Raw genomic sequence first — 17,487 nt, 5'->3', positions numbered from 1 at the left:
CTCTAGCGCCGATGGTACTTGGACCGCAGGGTCCTGGGAGAGTAGGACGCCGCCAAGCAAAGAACCACTGCCGATGTTATTCGGTGGTGGTTTTTATTTATGTTCTAGAACAGCCTAATCTCAGATTAGGCTGTTTTTTGTATTTATGTAGTGAACCTCATGTCGGATTAGAAGATCGTGCATGTACCTATAAACATAAGATTCAATTCAAACTATGTCGAAACGGGTTATGAATGCTTAAGGGCTCTTTGAGATATATTAACAAAATGGTTGGATTATAGATCAATAACGATCGTTCTCATTTAAGATGAATAGCTCTTGTTCTATTCCATTTTGGAATGACCACTGCAATATATTATTTATTAGTACCAGATACTAATAGTAGGTGCTATAATAATGAAAACACTAACGGAGGTGCTAGTATGAATCAATCAAAAGCGATAATCACCGCATTCGGAACATATGTGCCAGAGCGCATCCTAAGTAATGCTGATCTGGAGAAAATGGTTGATACGAGCGATGAATGGATTGTACAGCGTACTGGCATGAGAGAACGCCGAATCGCGGATGAAAACCAATTTGTTTCTGATTTGGCTACAAAGGCTGTGGAAGATATGATCGGTCGTTACCAGGTTAACGTAAACGATGTTGATATGATTCTATTTGCAACCAGTACACCTGAATATGCCTTTCCAAGTTCAGCTTCCAGAGTACAGGCCAATCTTGGTATTCCGCATACAGGAGTACTTGATCTAAATGCTGCTTGTGCAGGATTTACGTATGGTATGCAAATGGCAGATAGCTTAGTAACAAGTGGAATGTATCGCAAGGTGCTCGTGATTGGGGCAGAGACTTTATCTAAAATTACGGATTATACCGACCGCACAACCTGTGTGCTATTTGGGGATGGAGCTGGTGCTTTTCTAGTGGAGCGATCTGCTGAGGAAGGTGACTTTATAGCAGCAATCTCCGGAACGCACGGAGAAGGTGGGGTTCATTTATATAAGAGTGGCTTGTCGTCCGAGATGAATGGTTTACCTTTGAAGGTAGAGGGGAGCCTTGTTCAAAATGGTAGGGAAATCTACAAATGGGCTGTACGCATGATTCCTGAACAATTAAGCCATCTCATCACGAAGGCAGAATTAGAGCCTGAGCAAATTGACTGGTTTGTACCGCACAGCGCCAATATGAGAATGATCGAGGCAGTCTGCGAGCGTGGCCCGATTCCTTTGGAACGAACGTTAACCAGTATGGAATACCGGGGGAATACGTCTGCTGCGTCCATCCCACTTGCATTGCAGCTTGCAGTGGATGAAGGAAAGCTGAAGCATGGTCAACGAGTGGCGTTGTTTGGATTCGGAGGTGGCTTAACTTACTCGGGTCTCGTCCTGAAATGGAGCGTGCCAGACAGAGACTAGTTTCAAGCAACAGTCATTACATTATAACGAAGAAGCTGGGGTATCGCTCAATGTAGAGCAGTACCCCAGCTTCTATTTTTCGGTTATACTTTTTCCGTGATATCATTTAACCCTAATTTGAAAAATGAGTTGATGATCAGACATATAGGGTAATGGATTAATCGCATGTTTTCATTATTATTTTTACTTTACCATGAGCCGTAAGTTTAGGATGTGAACCTTTTACATGATAAAACGGATCATCTACATATGGCTGAATATAATGATAGCAGAGTAGCTACAGACTAAGTCGGTAAAATAATTAAGGTGTCAGCTCAGGCGCTTGACGGTGATGAGTACCTTGCTCGTAGCTATATGCTAGCTTGATCAGTGTACCTTCGTCGAATGCACGCCCCAGAAACTCGATCCCTACTGGTAAGCCGTCAGTTGTGAAGCCTGCTGGAACTGTGATTGCTGGGAAACCAGAGAATGGACTGAGTCGGTTGTTACCACCGGAAGTTTGTCCTTCACCAATAAGGGCAGCAGCCTGTGTGGATGTAGGATAGATAATGGCATCCAAATTATGATCTGCCATGACTTTCAACAGTGACTCACGTGTAACTTGAGTACGTTTCAGAACGATGTCCTTATATTCTGTCGTATCTAACGTTTCACGTGCATCTCGAGCTTTCATGGATTGCTCCTGCGCTTTGTCGAATTCTCCAGAAGCGATGATCTCAGACAGACTATGGTAAGGAGCCTCTTCGCCTAATGAATCAAGGTAATCATTTAACTGGAATTTGAATTCGTATCCACTGAGGCTAGGGTATTTATTGATCTCCGTCAGATTCGGAATGGAGATTGGAACTGCGGTAGCACCGAGTGATTTAAGTTCCTCCACTGCATTATGGATGACGTCAGCGACAGCCTTTTCTTCTGCTTTGGTGCTTGGAATCAGTTCTGGAGCAACACCAATACGTGCACCTTTAAGTCCGTTAACATCCAGGAAGTCTGTGTAACTGGAAGGGATTTTGCCTACAGCGTAAGCAGTAGACACATCCCTTTTGTCATAGCCTACAGTAGCATCGAGCATAATTGCAGCATCACTAACTGTGCGAGCCATAGGGCCGCCAACATCCTGCGTCAACGCCAGTGGAATGATACCTTCACGACTGGAAAGTCCAATCGTTGGACGAATGCCTACGAGACTATTGAAGCTGGAAGGAATACGGATTGAGCCACCTGTATCTGTACCCAAGCCGGCAGCAGCGAAGTTTGAGGCAATAGCAGCTCCTGTTCCGCCGCTAGAGCCACCTGGATAGTGATCCAGTGCATAGGGGTTAAGTGTTTGACCTCCTAGTGAGCTAGATGTCGTGATGCCAAATGCGAACTCGTGCAGGTTCGTTTTGCCTAATATAATAGCGCCTGCTGCCTTAAGTTTCTTCACTTGTTCAGCATCGTGAGCTGGGATAGAGTCTTTCAGACAGATACAGCCGGCAGTGGTTGGCATATCATTGGTATCAAAGTTGTCCTTCACAAGAACTGGAATGCCATGCAGCGGACCACGAGCACCCTGAGCAGCCCGCTCTGCGTCTAATTGCTCTGCGATTTGCAGTGCATCTGGGTTTATTGTGAGAACAGCGTTAATGCTGACTCCCTGATCATCGTATTTTTCGATACGATCCAGGTATTGTTGTACGAGCTCTTTGGATGTCAGTTTCCCTTGCGTCATTGCCGTCTGGAGATCCATGATCGTGGCTTCCTCCAGAACGAATGGTTTTATGTAGTTATATACACGGTCTTTTAATACAGCGACATCGTTCTCAGTAAGAATAGCGTTAGGTAGGAAGAGAGTATCAGTATACCCTTTCATCAGCCCAGCAGCGTTTAAAGAGGCTACAGCATCAGCATAATCAGCCTGTTCGGGTACGTCCTTGAAGGAGATTGTGGCAGGGTCAAGTTTAAGCCATTGTTGCAAGGCTACGGCAACATCCTTACGCTTAATGGTAGTGCCGGAGAGCTTGTCCATAGTAAAAGGCACGCCTGCAAGCGTAGCCGCTTCTTCCATGGCTCCTAGGAATGTTGCAGCACTAGCTGGTGTTTTGGCCAGGGTTATCGTTGCAGTAGAAGTTTTACTAGCTGGAGTAGCTGCTGCGGCAAATGCTGAAGGTACGGTAGTTCCTCCCCAAGTTGCAGCGATGACAGCACTCGCCATTAACAATGCCCCACTTTTTCTAAATACAGATCCATGATTAGTCATGTATCCACGCTCCCTTCCTGTCTCTCAGATGATGTGTGTAAGTAATCTGTGAACATATGCTTTTGCACATTCTATATGCATGTTAGGTAATCTTACAATTCTAATATTTATCCGAAAAAACGCTTACATAGTGAATTATCATTAGTATTTCTTATGATTTCTCGTATTTTCATCAGCTCTGAAAACATATCTTAATTGATAAATCGACTAAACACGGCCTATATATAACATATATATTACACAATTGATTAACATTGAAGTTAAATGAAGTAAGCAAGTTGATAAAGGAAGGGCAAAGCATACCACCGCTGTGAAATGATATAATGAAAAAATAGAAACAGCAGAACTTTAAGTACATGTTCAAAAAGGTCAGTTTGAACAACCTCTTAACGTTTTACCAGAAAGGAAGAGATATGAAGTGAAGACATTGGTACTCGCTGAAAAACCGTCTGTCGCACGCGAAATAGCAAGGGTTATGGGTGCGCGTGATAAACATAAAAGTTATATTGAAGGACCAAAATACATCGTAACCTGGGCTCTTGGGCATCTTGTAGGTCTTGCAGAGCCAGAGGATTATGACAAAAAATATGCAACATGGAATCTTGAAGATCTACCAATTCTGCCGGAGCGTACCAAGCTTAAAGTGCTTCGGGAAACGAATCATCAATACAAAGCGGTACAGCAATTAATGAAACGTCAGGATGTCGGAGAATTGGTCATCGCTACCGATGCAGCGCGTGAGGGAGAACTGCTCGCTCGGTGGATTATGCAGATGGCGCAATGGAAGAAGCCGTTCAAACGCTTGTGGATTTCTTCTCAGACTGATAAGGCGATTAAGGATGGATTTGCATCACTGAAGCCAGGCAGTCAATTCGATCGTCTCTATGAATCTGCACGCTGCCGTGCGGAAGCAGACTGGATGATTGGACTTAATGTAACGCGTGCGCTGACTGTTCGTTTTAATGCGCAGTTGTCAGCTGGTCGTGTTCAGACTCCAACCTTAGGCATGATTATGGATAGAGAAAATGAAATTAACGGATTCCGCTCACAAGAATATGAGACATTGACAGCAGATCTGGGTGGTTTTCAGGCTGTTTGGCGGGCAAGTGGAGGGGATTCTCGGATCTTTGACCCACAGGAAATGCACCAACTGAAGCAACGGATTGAGGGGCGTAAAGGTACTATCTCTCAAGTGAAGAAGAGTGAGAAGGTAGAGCCGCATCCACTAGCATACGATCTGACAGAGCTACAGCGAGATGCTAACAGAAAGTACGGTTTCTCTGCCAAACAAACATCAAATGTTCTACAGCGCTTGTATGAACAGCACAAACTTGTTACGTATCCGCGTACAGACAGCCGTTATTTGACCTCTGATATGGTGGGTACGCTTAAAGAGCGGCTGGAGAGTGTAGCTATTGATCCTTATGCCTCTATCGCACGTCCTTTGCTGCGCAAAAACCTGAATATCACTAAACGAATCGTGGACGACAGTAAAGTAACAGACCACCATGCCATCATTCCGACGGAGCAGACCGTGCTACTGAATCAACTTAGTCCGGAGGAACGTAAACTGTATGATCTCATTGTTCGCCGTTTTATCAGCTTGTTCTATCCAGCAGCTAGGTACGATTCTGTAGCGATCACCGTTCAGGTCGGCAATGATTCATTCCATGCCAAAGGCACAACCGTGAAAGACAGTGGATGGCGTGAAGTATATGGTGGGGATTATAGCGATGATGACGATGACCGTACAGAAGATGATGCTAATCATGAGCCTGTGCTTCTGCCAGATGTGCAGCAAGGACAGTCTGTAACCGTTCAGCGTTGTCATGTTAAGAGTGGACGGACGATGCCGCCTAAACGGTACACCGAAGCTGCTCTGCTGTCTCAGATGGAGAAACATGGACTTGGCACGCCAGCTACAAGGGCAGATCTTATTGAAAAACTGGTGAACTCCGATACGATTGATCGTCAAGGCAACAGCATGCACCCAACAGGTAAAGGAAAACAGTTAATTGAGCTTGCAGCTCCGCAGCTTCGCACCCCCGAACTAACGGCGCGCTGGGAGGCAGAACTCGAGCGGATTGCTCGCGGACAAGGTAAACCAGGTCCTTTCCTGGATAGTATTCGTTCGATGGCGAAAGAATTGGTGTCAACGGTCAAAGGCAGCAAAGCTGAATACAAGCCTCATAATGTATCCAATAGTCACTGTCCTGACTGTAACGCACGATTGCTAGAGAAAAAAGGAAAGCGCGGAAAATTCCTAGTTTGTCCTACAGAGGACTGTGGTTATCGCCGCTCAGCAGAGAAGAGATTGTCGAACCGCCGCTGCGCACAGTGTCACAAAAAGATGGAGATCAAAGAAGGCAAAGCGGGATTATACGTGCAATGCCTGCCTTGTGGAATCACGGAGACATTGGATAAGGATAAAAAACATGTGAACAAACGCGAACAGCAAAAGCTGGTGAAGCAATATGCGAAACAGGAGTCCATCGGTTCCAATCTCGGTGATTTGCTGAAGGCGGCTATGGAGAAGAAAGAGAACTAAAGGGATAGAAGCATATTTCAATTCTAGAACACCTATCGTTCAGGAACGATGCTAATCTGCATGGGGCACTTTACAATTTTTGGGCAGACAGGATAAACGAATTCGTACCACTTCCCAAGCGTAGGCACATCTTCGTATAAGATCCTCCTTTTTCAGGCAACGTAAGCTAAGGAGGTGATACCCATATGCCGCACAACAAACCAGAGAAACGTCATAATCAGCAAAATAAAGACAGTATCCGCGAAGAGAGTATCGCTGTTCGTCCGGAGAAAGCAGCCAAACGAGTGCCAAGTTTAAACGGGATACCCAAACAGGAATCTTAGATAGACAGTTTAATGCAGTATAATGCAGTTCCCTTTCCCGCGTTGAACATGTGCCAGTCTTAGGATTATAATGGAGGCAGGGAGATGTCCCGGGATAGGGGGACTGCTTAATATATGCAAACCGGACTTATCTTGTGGTTTATATTTATTAACGTAGTAGGATATCTGGTGATGTCCGATGACAAAAGGCGTGCACAGCAACGTCGAGATCGTACACCTGAACGTACATTGTTTTTGCTTGCATTCATTGGTGGTGCGCTTGGAGTCTGGATCGCCATGTATCGCAAAAGGCACAAAACGAAGCATCCGAGCTTCACGATCGGTATTCCTCTGCTTTTGTTTCTGAATGCAGTAATGTATGGTTACTTTCTCCAGTAATGGTAGGAGACGAACTGCACTGGATCAGACTTATTCTAGCTAATTATTCTTAGATCGTAGTGTACAAGTTCGATCCATCTCACAGGAGTTGATATGTAAATTCATTCTTATGAATGGTTCATCTTAGCTTTGGAACGTTTAAAGAATGACATGAAGTACAAGGTTTTAATGTGCGTTAGGATATTACCCCGAGGCTTGCTTCGGATGTTCTACATATAAAGGAAGGGACGGGATTCACATGTTATTTTCCAAAATCTTAGTAGCTTATGACGGCTCCAAAGCTTCAAATAAAGCACTTGATCGCGCGATTGAATTCGCCAAAGTTTCACCAGATGCAGTACTGGATGTTATTCATGCATTTGATTTCCCGCGTGTATTTATCGGCGAGGGATTGGCTCCACTGCCACCTTCTCTCAACAATGACTATTACAATCTTGCAGTACAAACAACGGATGAAGCCAAAGAGCGAATCAAGGCTGCTGGAGTAACGGCTAATGTAGATCTGATCCAAGGAGCTGCTGCTGAAGTATTACTTGATTTTGCAAAAGAGAACGGTTCGGACATCATTATTATTGGTAGCCGCGGGCTGGGTGGAATTCGGGAGTTTGTTCTGGGCAGTGTCAGCCATAATGTAGTACAGCATGCTCAGATTCCAGTACTTATCGTTAAATAGTGTAGAAGTGTACAGCACTTCAAAGGAAAAGCCGGTAGTCTTCGAGAGATTGAAGAGGAGCCGGCTTTCTTTTATGGAATGAAATGGTTAGTAGAATACCGTGATATGGGTAATTCCCGAACATTATATTTGTCAATATGTTAAATGTTCGCCTTTAAGTTGACATTCGCTGTAGGGGATTGTTAAAATGTTAGATGTGTCGATCAGGTGAGAATAAGGTCGAGTAGGAACGAATGCTGTTGAATATTTTATTAGATTATAAACGAAGTTTGCAAAAGACTGAACCTAGCATTTTGCAATATAGAGATTTGCTCGTATAACGCCGGGAATAGGCCCGGAAGTATCTACCCGGGAACCGTAAATTTCCGGACTACGAGGAGATACGGCTGAGAGTCGCATGGAATTAAAGTGCGGACAGCAAGCCCCTTTTGGCATGCCCAAATGCGGGATACGTATTTCTTGGAGTCCGGTGTCCGGAGAAAATGTATGTTTTCGCGGGTAGCGGATTTTTTTGTTCCATGAGCATGAGGGTGGAACCGAAAAGGAATGCTGGAACGTGACATTATCCAAAAAGCTCAGACGGGAGTTGAATGTATTCATGTCAGTGCAAGTTGCTGTAATTATGGGCAGTAAGTCAGATTGGGAAACGATGAAGCATGCGTGTGAGGTGCTTGATGAGTTAGAAATCGGCTATGAGAAAAAAGTGGTATCCGCTCATCGTACACCAGATTTGATGTTTGAGTATGCAGAGCAAGCCATTGATCGAGGATTCAAGGTCATCATTGCGGGTGCAGGCGGGGCGGCACATTTACCTGGCATGGTTGCAGCCAAAACGATGTTGCCAGTGATCGGCGTGCCTGTGCAGTCCAAAGCATTAAATGGTCTCGATTCCCTCTTGTCCATTGTTCAGATGCCTGGCGGAATACCTGTTGCTACCGTTGCCATTGGTAAAGCAGGAGCGACGAATGCAGGGTTACTCGCTGCTCAGTTCATCGGTGCTTTTGATGAGGAAGTTCGGAACCGTGCGGAAGCTCGCAGAGAACGAATTAAACGTGAAGTGTTAGAAAGCAGTGATGAGTTATGATGATGCCTAATAAGCAGTCAGAGGTGACTAGCGAAGCCAAACGTGTACTGCTTCCTGGACGGACAACGATTGGTATTCTGGGAGGTGGCCAGCTCGGACGTATGTTAACGTTGTCTGGAACAGCGATGGGATATCGGTTTGTAACCCTTGATCCTGTAGCTGATGCACCTTGTGGACAAGTTGCCCGTCAGATTGAAGCGGGTTATGACGACGAAGCTGCTGCTAGGAAATTGGCGGAGCAATGCGACGTAATCACGTACGAGTTTGAAAATGTGGATGCTGGAGTTGCCGCTCTTCTGGAGCGTGAATCCTACGTGCCTCAGGGAAGTACATTACTTTATACTACGCAGCATCGTTTGCGTGAAAAGCGGGCCATTGAAGCGGCGGGTGTGCGCGTTGCCCCTTATCGGGAAATTACCAACTTGGATACAATGCAAGCGGCTGTTCGAGAACTAGGTGTGCCATGTGTGCTGAAGACGGTAACCGGTGGGTATGATGGAAAAGGCCAGCGCGTTATTCGCGAAGCTAGCCAAGCGGTTGAAGCTTACGAAGAGCTTGCATCCACAGGTGCGGAATTGGTGCTGGAGCAGTTCATTAAGTTTGACTGCGAGATTTCGGTAGTGGTTGCGCGCAGTACGCAAGGGGAGATCAAGACCTTCCCGGTAGCCGAGAATATTCATGTGGACAACATTCTGCATACATCGATTGTTCCAGCAAGGGTACCAACGGAGATCCAGCTGGAGGCACAGAGATTAGCGGCAGCCGTAGCAGAATCGATGCAGGCAGTTGGTTTGCTCGCGGTTGAACTATTTGTAGCAGCAGATGGAAGACTTTATGTGAATGAGCTAGCTCCAAGACCACATAATTCGGGGCATTATACGATGGAGGCTTGTGCGACTTCACAGTTTGAACAGCATATTCGTGCCATTTGTGGATTGCCGCTTGGAGACATAACACTGTTAAGTCCTGTGGTTATGGTCAATGTGCTTGGCGAACACCTGGAAGGGGTCATCGATCGGATGGGTCAATCAGACACAGAAGCGATGGAACTCGGGGTTATTCCCAAGCTTCATATATATGGTAAAACTGAAGCGAAAACAGGAAGAAAGATGGGGCATGTCAATCTGCTCTGTCAGGATGTCGAAGAAGGATTGCAATGGATTGAACAAACTAATCTCTGGAGGAATATAAATTCATGATTGAACGTTATAGCAGACCCGAAATGAGAGCCATCTGGACGGAAGAGAACAAATTCAAGTCATGGCTGGAAGTTGAAATTTGTGCATGTGAAGCGTGGGCAGAGCTTGGAGTCATCCCGAAAGAAGAAGCAGCATTGCTTCGTCAGAACGCATCTTTTGATATCGATCGCATCTATGAGATTGAACAGGAAACACGTCATGACGTTATTGCATTTACACGTACGGTATCCGAAAGTCTAGGCGCGGAGCGGAAATGGGTGCACTACGGACTGACTTCTACAGATGTAGTAGATACGGCATTGGGATATGTCCTTCGTCAAGCCAATGAGATTCTGGAACGCGATATCGTGAACTTCATTGAAATTTTGCGTGAGAAAGCACTAGCATATCAGCACACACCAATGATGGGACGTACACACGGGGTACATGCGGAGCCAACAACGTTTGGTTTGAAAATGGCATTGTGGCATGAAGAGATGAAGCGTAACTTGGAGCGTTTCCGTCATGCAGCAGACAATGTGCAGTTCGGCAAAATCTCCGGTGCAGTTGGAACGTATGCGAACATCGATCCATTCGTAGAAGAGTTTGTCTGCGAGAAGCTAGGCACGAAGCCGGCACCGATCTCCACACAGACATTGCAGCGTGACCGTCATGCGGAGTATATGGCTACATTGGCGTTGATCGCAACTTCTTTGGACAAGTTCGCTACAGAAGTGCGTGCACTGCAAAAGAGTGAGTTCCGTGAAGTAGAAGAGGCTTTCGCTAAAGGTCAAAAGGGATCTTCTGCAATGCCGCATAAACGCAATCCAATCGGTAGTGAGAACATCTCAGGTTTGTCCCGCGTCATTCGCGGACATATGGTATCTGCATATGAGAACGTAACGCTCTGGCATGAGCGCGATATCTCGCACTCTTCCGTTGAACGCGTGATCTTGCCGGATGCAACAATGTTGCTGAACTACATGCTGAACCGCTTCGGTAATATCGTGAAAAACTTGACGGTGTTCCCTGAGAACATGAAACGCAACATGGAGCGCACCTTCGGCGTACCGTTCTCGGGCCGCGTTATGACGAAGCTGATCGACAAAGGTTTCAGCCGTGAGCAAGCGTATGATACGGTACAACCACGTGCGATGCAAGCATGGGAAGAGCAAAGACAGTTCCAGGACATCGTGAAGTCTACACCTGAAATTACAGAAGTGCTGAGCGAGGAAGAAATCGCAGATGCATTTAACCCATCATGGCACCTGAAGCATGTAGATACAATCTTCAAAAAGCTTGGTTTAAACGACTAATACTCCCAATAAGGCTAGAAAGCAAAATGATGGGTCTGCAAGGAACGTAGAGGACAGAAATAAGCAGAAGAAGCGAAGCGTTCGCCTGAAAGCTTTCTGAAAGAAAGCTGCATCGGAAGCATAAGCTATTCCCGGATTTTCACTTTGAAGAAGTGGAACCAAAAATCTGGGAATAACAGCGATCGGAAGATTGTTCTGTCAGCGGAGTGAAGTATGGACCATGGGAATTTTCGTTTATAGCCTTACATCTCCTGAAAGAAGGTGAGCCAACATGGCGTTGTCCACTGCGGCGGATCTCGTTAAAGCTCCTTTGTTATATAAAGGAAAAGTACGTGAATTGTACGATCTGGGTGAACATTTTTTGATCGTAGTTACAGACCGAATTTCCGCCTTTGACTATGTGTTAGAACCTGCGGTTCCTGAAAAGGGTAATGTGCTCAATAAGCTGAGTAGTTACTGGTTTGAGCTAACGGGCGATATGATGGATAATCACGTCGTTCATACAGATGTGAACCGATTGGGTGACATTGTAACTGACCCTAATCTGCTCAAAGACCGCATCATGGTTACCCGCAAAGCGGAGCGTATCGATATCGAATGCGTCGTACGTGGATATATCACCGGGGGCGGTTGGAGACAATATGAGAAAAGCGGTAAGGTCAACGGTATTACACTGCCGGAAGGACTTCGCAAAAACGCGAAACTCGATTCTCCCATTTTCACGCCAGCAGCCAAAAACGACGTTGGACATGACGAAGACATTCCAATGGATCGTATGAAGGAACTGGTTGGAGACGCGCTGGCCATCGAGCTTCAGGAAGAAAGCCTGCGCTTGTACGAATTCGCACGTGATTACTGTGATCAGCGAGGTATCATCTTAGCAGATTGCAAGTTCGAGTTCGGTATGGTGGAGGGCAAAGTCATTTTGATCGACGAAATCTTTACGCCAGATGCTTCCCGCTTCTGGGCTAAAGAAAACTATGCGCTTGATATCGAAATCGACAGCATGGACAAAGAACCGGTTCGTACGTATCTTGCTGGTACGGATTGGGATAAAAACAGCCAGCCAGATCCATTACCTGGGCAGGTTGTGGAGGCGACAACTGCAAGATACGTCGACATTTATAATCGTTTAACGAAGGTGGTTTGAGGCAAGCTCCAGGAAAGTTTGGCTTTCGATCGCTGTTGCCCCCGGAATGTTTTAGATTGGAATCCTTTTTTCAAAAGGAAGCATTCCGGTTGCAAAGGCGAACGTTCCACTTCTCCAGCTCAAATCTTTCCCTCCGCCAGTCTCAACTGGGGAGAGGTAGTATTTAATAGGTTTCCTCAGATATGGAAGCCTATAAAGGTGAAGACATTCAGTTAATGTTACACATGTTATCTGTAACATTAAAGAACCGCTTATATGTAAATATAGTGGTTAAGATCTCAACCACTACTAACCGTGCAACGTAAAAGGTTTAGGCCTTTAAAAAAGTGCCGTAGGATCAGGCGGAGGGGCGGAATTGTTCGTAAAGGAGCGAAGCGTTCGCCTTTGTCCCCGGGTTTTGACCGCAGAGCGGGCTAAACAAATCAGAAAACCTGGGGACAACAGCGACCTGCAGAACAATCCGCCCCGGAGCCCACCACCCAAGGCTAATTATTTTTTTAACAGCATAAAGCATTTTATCCCGTTCATTACTGAGGAGGAACATAAGGATCATGATTAAAGCAACCGTATATGTCACTATTAAGCAAAGCGTACTCGACCCGCAAGGCGTAGCAGTTCAAGGAGCCCTTCATTCGATGGGATTCAATGAAGTTGAAAGTGTACGGATTGGTAAAGTCATGGAACTGAACCTGGATACGACAGATCGTGCAGAAGCGGAGAAACGATTGAAAGTGATGTGTGAGAAGCTGCTCGCGAACACCGTTGTTGAAGATTACCGCTACGAATTGGAGGGTTAATCTCATGAAATTTGCAGTTCTTGTGTTCCCTGGCTCCAACTGCGACATCGACTGTTACAAGGCAGTAGAAGACGCGATTGGACAAGAGGTTGATTATGTATGGCACACGGCTACAGATCTATCGGCTTATGATTGCATTCTGGTTCCAGGTGGTTTCTCGTATGGTGACTACCTGCGTTGCGGCGCCATTTCCCGTTTCGCACCTGTAATGAACGAGGTAGCTAAAGCTGCTGAAGAAGGTAAATATATTCTGGGCATTTGTAACGGATTCCAGATCCTGACCGAAGCTGGTTTGCTTCCAGGTGCATTGATCCGTAACACATCCCTGAAATTCCGTTGTCATGATACCGTATTGAAAGTAGCCAATGCAGATACACCATTTACACGTGACTATACGCAAGGTGAAGAGATTATTATTCCAATTGCACACGGTGAAGGGAACTATTATTGCGATGATGCGACACTTGCAAGCTTGCAAGCGAACAACCAGATCGTATTTACGTATGGCAGCAACCCGAATGGTTCCCTTGGCGATATCGCGGGAATCAGCAATATCGGCGGAAACGTGGTCGGCATGATGCCGCATCCAGAGCGCGCAGTAGATTCATTGCTCGGCTCAGAAGACGGCAAACGTATGTTTACATCTATTTTGAAAGCATGGAGGGATAAGCATGACGCAGCAGCTATCCGCTAAGGAACCGACAGCAGAACAGGTCGCAGAACATAAACTTTACGCCCAAATGGGTGTGTCGGACAGTGAATATGAGCTGATCTGTGAATTCATGGGACGTAAGCCAAACTACACAGAGATTGGTGTCTTCAGTGTAATGTGGTCTGAACACTGTGCATACAAAAATTCCAAACCACTCTTGCGTCGCTTCCCAACAAGTGGCCCGCGTGTCCTGATGGGGCCGGGTGAGGGTGCGGGTATCGTCGATATCGGGGATAACCAAGCCGTTGTTTTCAAAATTGAAAGCCATAACCACCCTTCCGCGGTTGAGCCTTACCAAGGCGCAGCGACAGGTGTTGGCGGCATTATCCGTGATATTTTCTCCATGGGTGCTAGACCTGTGGCATTGCTGAACTCCCTACGTTTCGGCAAGCTGGAGAGTGATCGCGTTAAATATTTGTTCGAGCATGTCGTAGCTGGTATTGCGGGATATGGTAACTGTATCGGTATTCCTACGGTTGCGGGTGAAGTCATGTTTGACGAGAGCTACGAAGGTAACCCATTGGTTAATGCCATGTGTGTGGGTCTAATTGATCACGATAAAATTCAGCGCGGTGTAGCTAAAGGTGTAGGTAACCCGGTGTATTATGTTGGGCCGCCAACAGGCCGTGATGGAATTCACGGAGCAACCTTTGCTTCGGTTGAATTGACTGAAGAATCCGAATCCCAACGTACAGCAGTTCAAGTCGGTGATCCATTCATGGAGAAATTAGTTATGGAATCCTGTCTGGAATTGATCGATACAGGCATCGTGCTGGGTATTCAGGATATGGGCGCTGCGGGTTTAACATGTTCGAGTGCGGAGATGGCAAGTAAAGCAGGCAATGGTCTGGAATTGTATCTGGATCAGGTGCCACAGCGTGAAGAAGGTATGACCCCTTACGAAATGATGCTGTCTGAGTCTCAGGAGCGTATGTTGTTCGTGGTTGAGCCGAAGGATGAAGCACAGGCGATGGAAATCTTCGAACGCTGGGGCGTGATCTGTGCCAAGGTTGGTAAAGTTACGGATGATGGCCGTCTGAAACTGATCCACCATGGCGAAGTGGTTGGTGATATGCCGGTAACGGCACTGGTTGACGAATGTCCGGTGTATGATAAGCCATCTTCTGTACCTGCGTACTATGAAGCTAGTGCTTCCATCGACACGCTTCGTTACGACGAAGTGTCGGATCTCGGTGGTGCGTTGAAACAAGTGCTCGCTTCGCCAACGGTGGCAAGTAAGAAGTGGGTCTATGATCAATATGATTACATGGTGCGTACAAGCACAGCCGTTCGTCCAGGTTCGGATGCAGCGGTGGTAACGATTCGTGGAACACGCAAAGGTCTCGCGATGACAACGGATTGCAACGGACGTTATGTATATCTTGATCCAGAAGTGGGCGGAAGAATTGCGGTAAGTGAAGCTGCACGTAACATTGTATGTTCTGGTGCAGAGCCACTCGCGATTACGGACAACCTGAACTTCGGTAACCCGGAGAAACCGGATATTTTCTGGCAGATGGAAAAAGCAGTCGACGGTATGGCTGAAGCTTGTCGCGTATTGGATACACCAGTCATCGGCGGTAACGTAAGTTTGTACAATGAAAACGCCAAAGGCTCCATCTACCCAACACCAGTTGTCGGTATGGTAGGTCTCGTTCATGATACGGATCATATCACGACACAGGCATTCAAATCCGAAGGAGATGTCATCATTCTCCTCGGTGACACGAAAGCTGAACTAGGCGGCAGCGAGCTGCAATACGCCGTTCATGGTCAGACAGAAGGACGCCCGCCAGAGCTGAACTTGCAAACGGAAAAAACGTTGCTCAGCACCGTGCTCGAAGCAATTCAATCTGGACTTGTTCGTTCGGCACATGACTTGTCCGAGGGTGGTCTGGCGGTTGCACTGGCTGAGTCCTGCATTAGCGGTAAAGTAGGCGCACAAGTGAACGTGGAGACTACACTGCGCGGCGATCATGCACTCTTCAGTGAGAGCCAGTCCCGTATTTTGCTATCGGCTTCGCCGGAGCAAGCAGGTAAACTTGAAGCATTTGTACGTGAACGCGGAGTGCCTGTAGCTGTGATTGGACGTGTAGAAGGAAGTAATCTCACGATTGAATTGAACGGAAGATCAGCTGTGAACGAACCTGTAGGAGGTTTGACTCAGGTCTGGGAGGATGCGATTCCATGTCTCATGAACTGATGACAGGGCCGTTGTGGACAGGTGATTATTATAATGAAGGGTCCGGCAAGGAAGGGCTCGACAAATTAAAGGAAGAATGCGGAGTTTTCGGGGTGTTCAGACACCCTGAAGCTGCTTCGTTATCCTATTATGGTCTACATGCGTTGCAGCACCGGGGCGAAGAAAGTGCAGGAATGTGTGTAAGTGATGGTAATCAGTTTAACTACCATCGCGGCATGGGACTCGTGAAGGAAGTATTCACGAAGGATCTGATGCAGACACTGACCGGTGATATCTCAATCGGGCACGTTCGGTATTCGACTAGCGGTGATAGCAAGCTGACCAATGCACAGCCATTGGTATTCAAATATCGTGATGGTGATCTGGCCGTTGCGACAAATGGTAATATCGTTAATGCACCTACGATCCGCCGTGAACTAGAGCAGAGCGGTTCAATCTTCCAGACGACAAGTGATACAGAAGTTATTGCCCATCTGATTGCACGTTCTTCCAAAGGTTTGGTGGAAGCAGCGAAGGATGCATTTCAGCGGATCGTGGGTGGCTATGCGTTCTTGATTATGACGAACGATAAGTTGCTCGTTGCGTCTGATCCGCATGGTCTGCGTCCATTGACAATGGGTAAGCTAGGGGATGCTTATCTGTTTGCCTCCGAGACCTGTGCGCTTGAAACGATTGGTGCTGAACTAATCCGCGATATTGAGCCAGGTGAACTGCTTGTCCTGGATGCCGACGGATTGCATGAAGATCGGTTTGATCATCATAAACATCGCAAAGCGCTGTGTGCGATGGAATATATTTATTTTGCTCGTCCGGACAGTGACATGAATGGTGCGAACCAACATGCTGCCCGTAAACGGATGGGAAGCCGTATGGCGATTGAGGCATTTGTAGATGCGGACTTGGTTACGGGGGTGCCAGATTCCAGTATCTCGGCAGCGATTGGATACGCTGAACAGACGGGGATTCCGTATGAGATGGGTATGATCAAAAATAAATATACAGGTCGAACATTTATTCAGCCGAGCCAAGAGCTACGGGAGCAAGGTGTGAAGATGAAACTAAGCGCCGTGCGCCGTGTAGTTGAGGGCAAACGTGTGGTTATGATCGATGACTCCATCGTGCGTGGTACGACATCCCGACGGATCGTGAATATGCTACGGGATGCAGGGGCTACGGAAGTGCATGTGCGGATTACATCTCCGCCGTTCAAAAATCCGTGTTTCTACGGGATCGATACACCGGATAGCCGCGAACTGATCGCCTCACAGCTGTCGGTGGAAGAGATTTGTCGTGAAATCAACGCGGACTCTCTGGCGTTCCTTAGCCCTGATGGATTGATTACATCCATTCAGGGAGATAATCAGGATGACTACAAGGGCGGACTATGCCTTGCATGCTTCGATAATGATTATCCAACTCGTCTCGACTTCAATGGCGAAGAAAAATTCGGATGTAGTTGTTAGGAGAT

The 17,487-nt window shown here is 46.7% G+C and carries 14 protein-coding genes and 1 riboswitch; of the genes, 13 read left to right on the top strand and 1 reads right to left on the bottom strand.

All coding sequences use genetic code 11. From position 1 onward, the window contains the following. Window positions 1-422: 422 nt before the first annotated feature. The gene (locus ASD24_RS05945; protein ID WP_056693012.1) at window positions 423-1,418 is read left to right on the top strand and encodes a ketoacyl-ACP synthase III; all 996 of its coding nucleotides are present in this window, start codon (window positions 423-425) and stop codon (window positions 1,416-1,418) included. A gap of 301 nt (window positions 1,419-1,719) precedes the next feature. Here the strand turns inward: ASD24_RS05945 and ASD24_RS05940 are convergent, their stop codons facing one another. Beyond that, a complete protein-coding gene (locus ASD24_RS05940; RefSeq protein ID WP_056693011.1) occupies window positions 1,720-3,657 on the bottom strand; it encodes an amidase family protein in 1,938 nt (645 codons plus the stop codon). Window positions 3,658-4,075: 418 nt separating this feature from the next. Here ASD24_RS05940 and ASD24_RS05935 point away from each other — a divergent pair, with 418 nt between their 5' ends. From ASD24_RS05935 to purF, 12 genes are all read left to right on the top strand, one after another. After that, the gene (locus ASD24_RS05935; protein ID WP_056693007.1) at window positions 4,076-6,205 is read left to right on the top strand and encodes a DNA topoisomerase III; all 2,130 of its coding nucleotides are present in this window, start codon (window positions 4,076-4,078) and stop codon (window positions 6,203-6,205) included. A 185-nt stretch (window positions 6,206-6,390) separates the two neighbouring features. After that, on the top strand, window positions 6,391-6,528 hold the full coding sequence (locus ASD24_RS30695) for a hypothetical protein (protein ID WP_200956133.1): 138 nt from the start codon (window positions 6,391-6,393) through the stop codon (window positions 6,526-6,528). 114 nt (window positions 6,529-6,642) lie between these two features. Next, window positions 6,643-6,906 carry a DUF1294 domain-containing protein gene (locus ASD24_RS05930; protein WP_056693006.1) on the top strand — a complete coding sequence of 88 codons (264 nt, stop codon included), beginning with the start codon at window positions 6,643-6,645 and terminating at the stop codon, window positions 6,904-6,906. 238 nt (window positions 6,907-7,144) lie between these two features. Further along, window positions 7,145-7,579: a universal stress protein gene (locus ASD24_RS05925; RefSeq protein WP_056693003.1), complete on the top strand. Its 435-nt coding sequence runs from the start codon at window positions 7,145-7,147 to the stop codon at window positions 7,577-7,579. A gap of 292 nt (window positions 7,580-7,871) precedes the next feature. Further along, a riboswitch (purine riboswitch) is annotated at window positions 7,872-7,972 on the top strand. A 205-nt stretch (window positions 7,973-8,177) separates the two neighbouring features. Further along, on the top strand, window positions 8,178-8,663 hold the full coding sequence (gene purE, locus ASD24_RS05920; RefSeq protein ID WP_056693037.1) for a 5-(carboxyamino)imidazole ribonucleotide mutase: 486 nt from the start codon (window positions 8,178-8,180) through the stop codon (window positions 8,661-8,663). Continuing rightward, complete coding sequence (purK, locus tag ASD24_RS05915; protein WP_056693034.1) at window positions 8,663-9,862, top strand: 5-(carboxyamino)imidazole ribonucleotide synthase; 1,200 nt, start codon at window positions 8,663-8,665, stop codon at window positions 9,860-9,862. The genes purE and purK overlap by 1 nt, the downstream gene beginning before the upstream one ends. Beyond that, window positions 9,859-11,157 carry an adenylosuccinate lyase gene (gene purB / locus ASD24_RS05910; RefSeq protein WP_056693002.1) on the top strand — a complete coding sequence of 433 codons (1,299 nt, stop codon included), beginning with the start codon at window positions 9,859-9,861 and terminating at the stop codon, window positions 11,155-11,157. Before purK ends, purB begins: the two co-directional genes overlap by 4 nt. A gap of 271 nt (window positions 11,158-11,428) precedes the next feature. After that, complete coding sequence (locus ASD24_RS05905; protein WP_056692999.1) at window positions 11,429-12,307, top strand: phosphoribosylaminoimidazolesuccinocarboxamide synthase; 879 nt, start codon at window positions 11,429-11,431, stop codon at window positions 12,305-12,307. A gap of 551 nt (window positions 12,308-12,858) precedes the next feature. Next, entirely contained in the window at window positions 12,859-13,104 is a 246-nt protein-coding gene (gene purS, locus ASD24_RS05895) for a phosphoribosylformylglycinamidine synthase subunit PurS (protein ID WP_017690695.1), read from the top strand. Between the two features lie 4 nt (window positions 13,105-13,108). Then, a complete protein-coding gene (gene purQ / locus ASD24_RS05890) occupies window positions 13,109-13,798 on the top strand; it encodes a phosphoribosylformylglycinamidine synthase subunit PurQ (protein WP_056692994.1) in 690 nt (229 codons plus the stop codon). Continuing rightward, window positions 13,776-16,019: a phosphoribosylformylglycinamidine synthase subunit PurL gene (gene purL, locus ASD24_RS05885; RefSeq protein ID WP_056692992.1), complete on the top strand. Its 2,244-nt coding sequence runs from the start codon at window positions 13,776-13,778 to the stop codon at window positions 16,017-16,019. The genes purQ and purL overlap by 23 nt, the downstream gene beginning before the upstream one ends. Continuing rightward, window positions 16,004-17,482 (top strand): amidophosphoribosyltransferase, encoded by a 1,479-nt coding sequence (gene purF, locus ASD24_RS05880; protein WP_056692989.1) that lies wholly within the window; start codon window positions 16,004-16,006, stop codon window positions 17,480-17,482. Before purL ends, purF begins: the two co-directional genes overlap by 16 nt. Window positions 17,483-17,487 lie beyond the last annotated feature (5 nt).

Source organism: Paenibacillus sp. Root52 (genome assembly GCF_001426865.1).
Taxonomy (GTDB): domain Bacteria; phylum Bacillota; class Bacilli; order Paenibacillales; family Paenibacillaceae; genus Paenibacillus.
The sequence above is the reverse complement of the archived record's forward strand: the minus strand, read 5'-3'. Positions and strand labels throughout refer to the sequence as shown.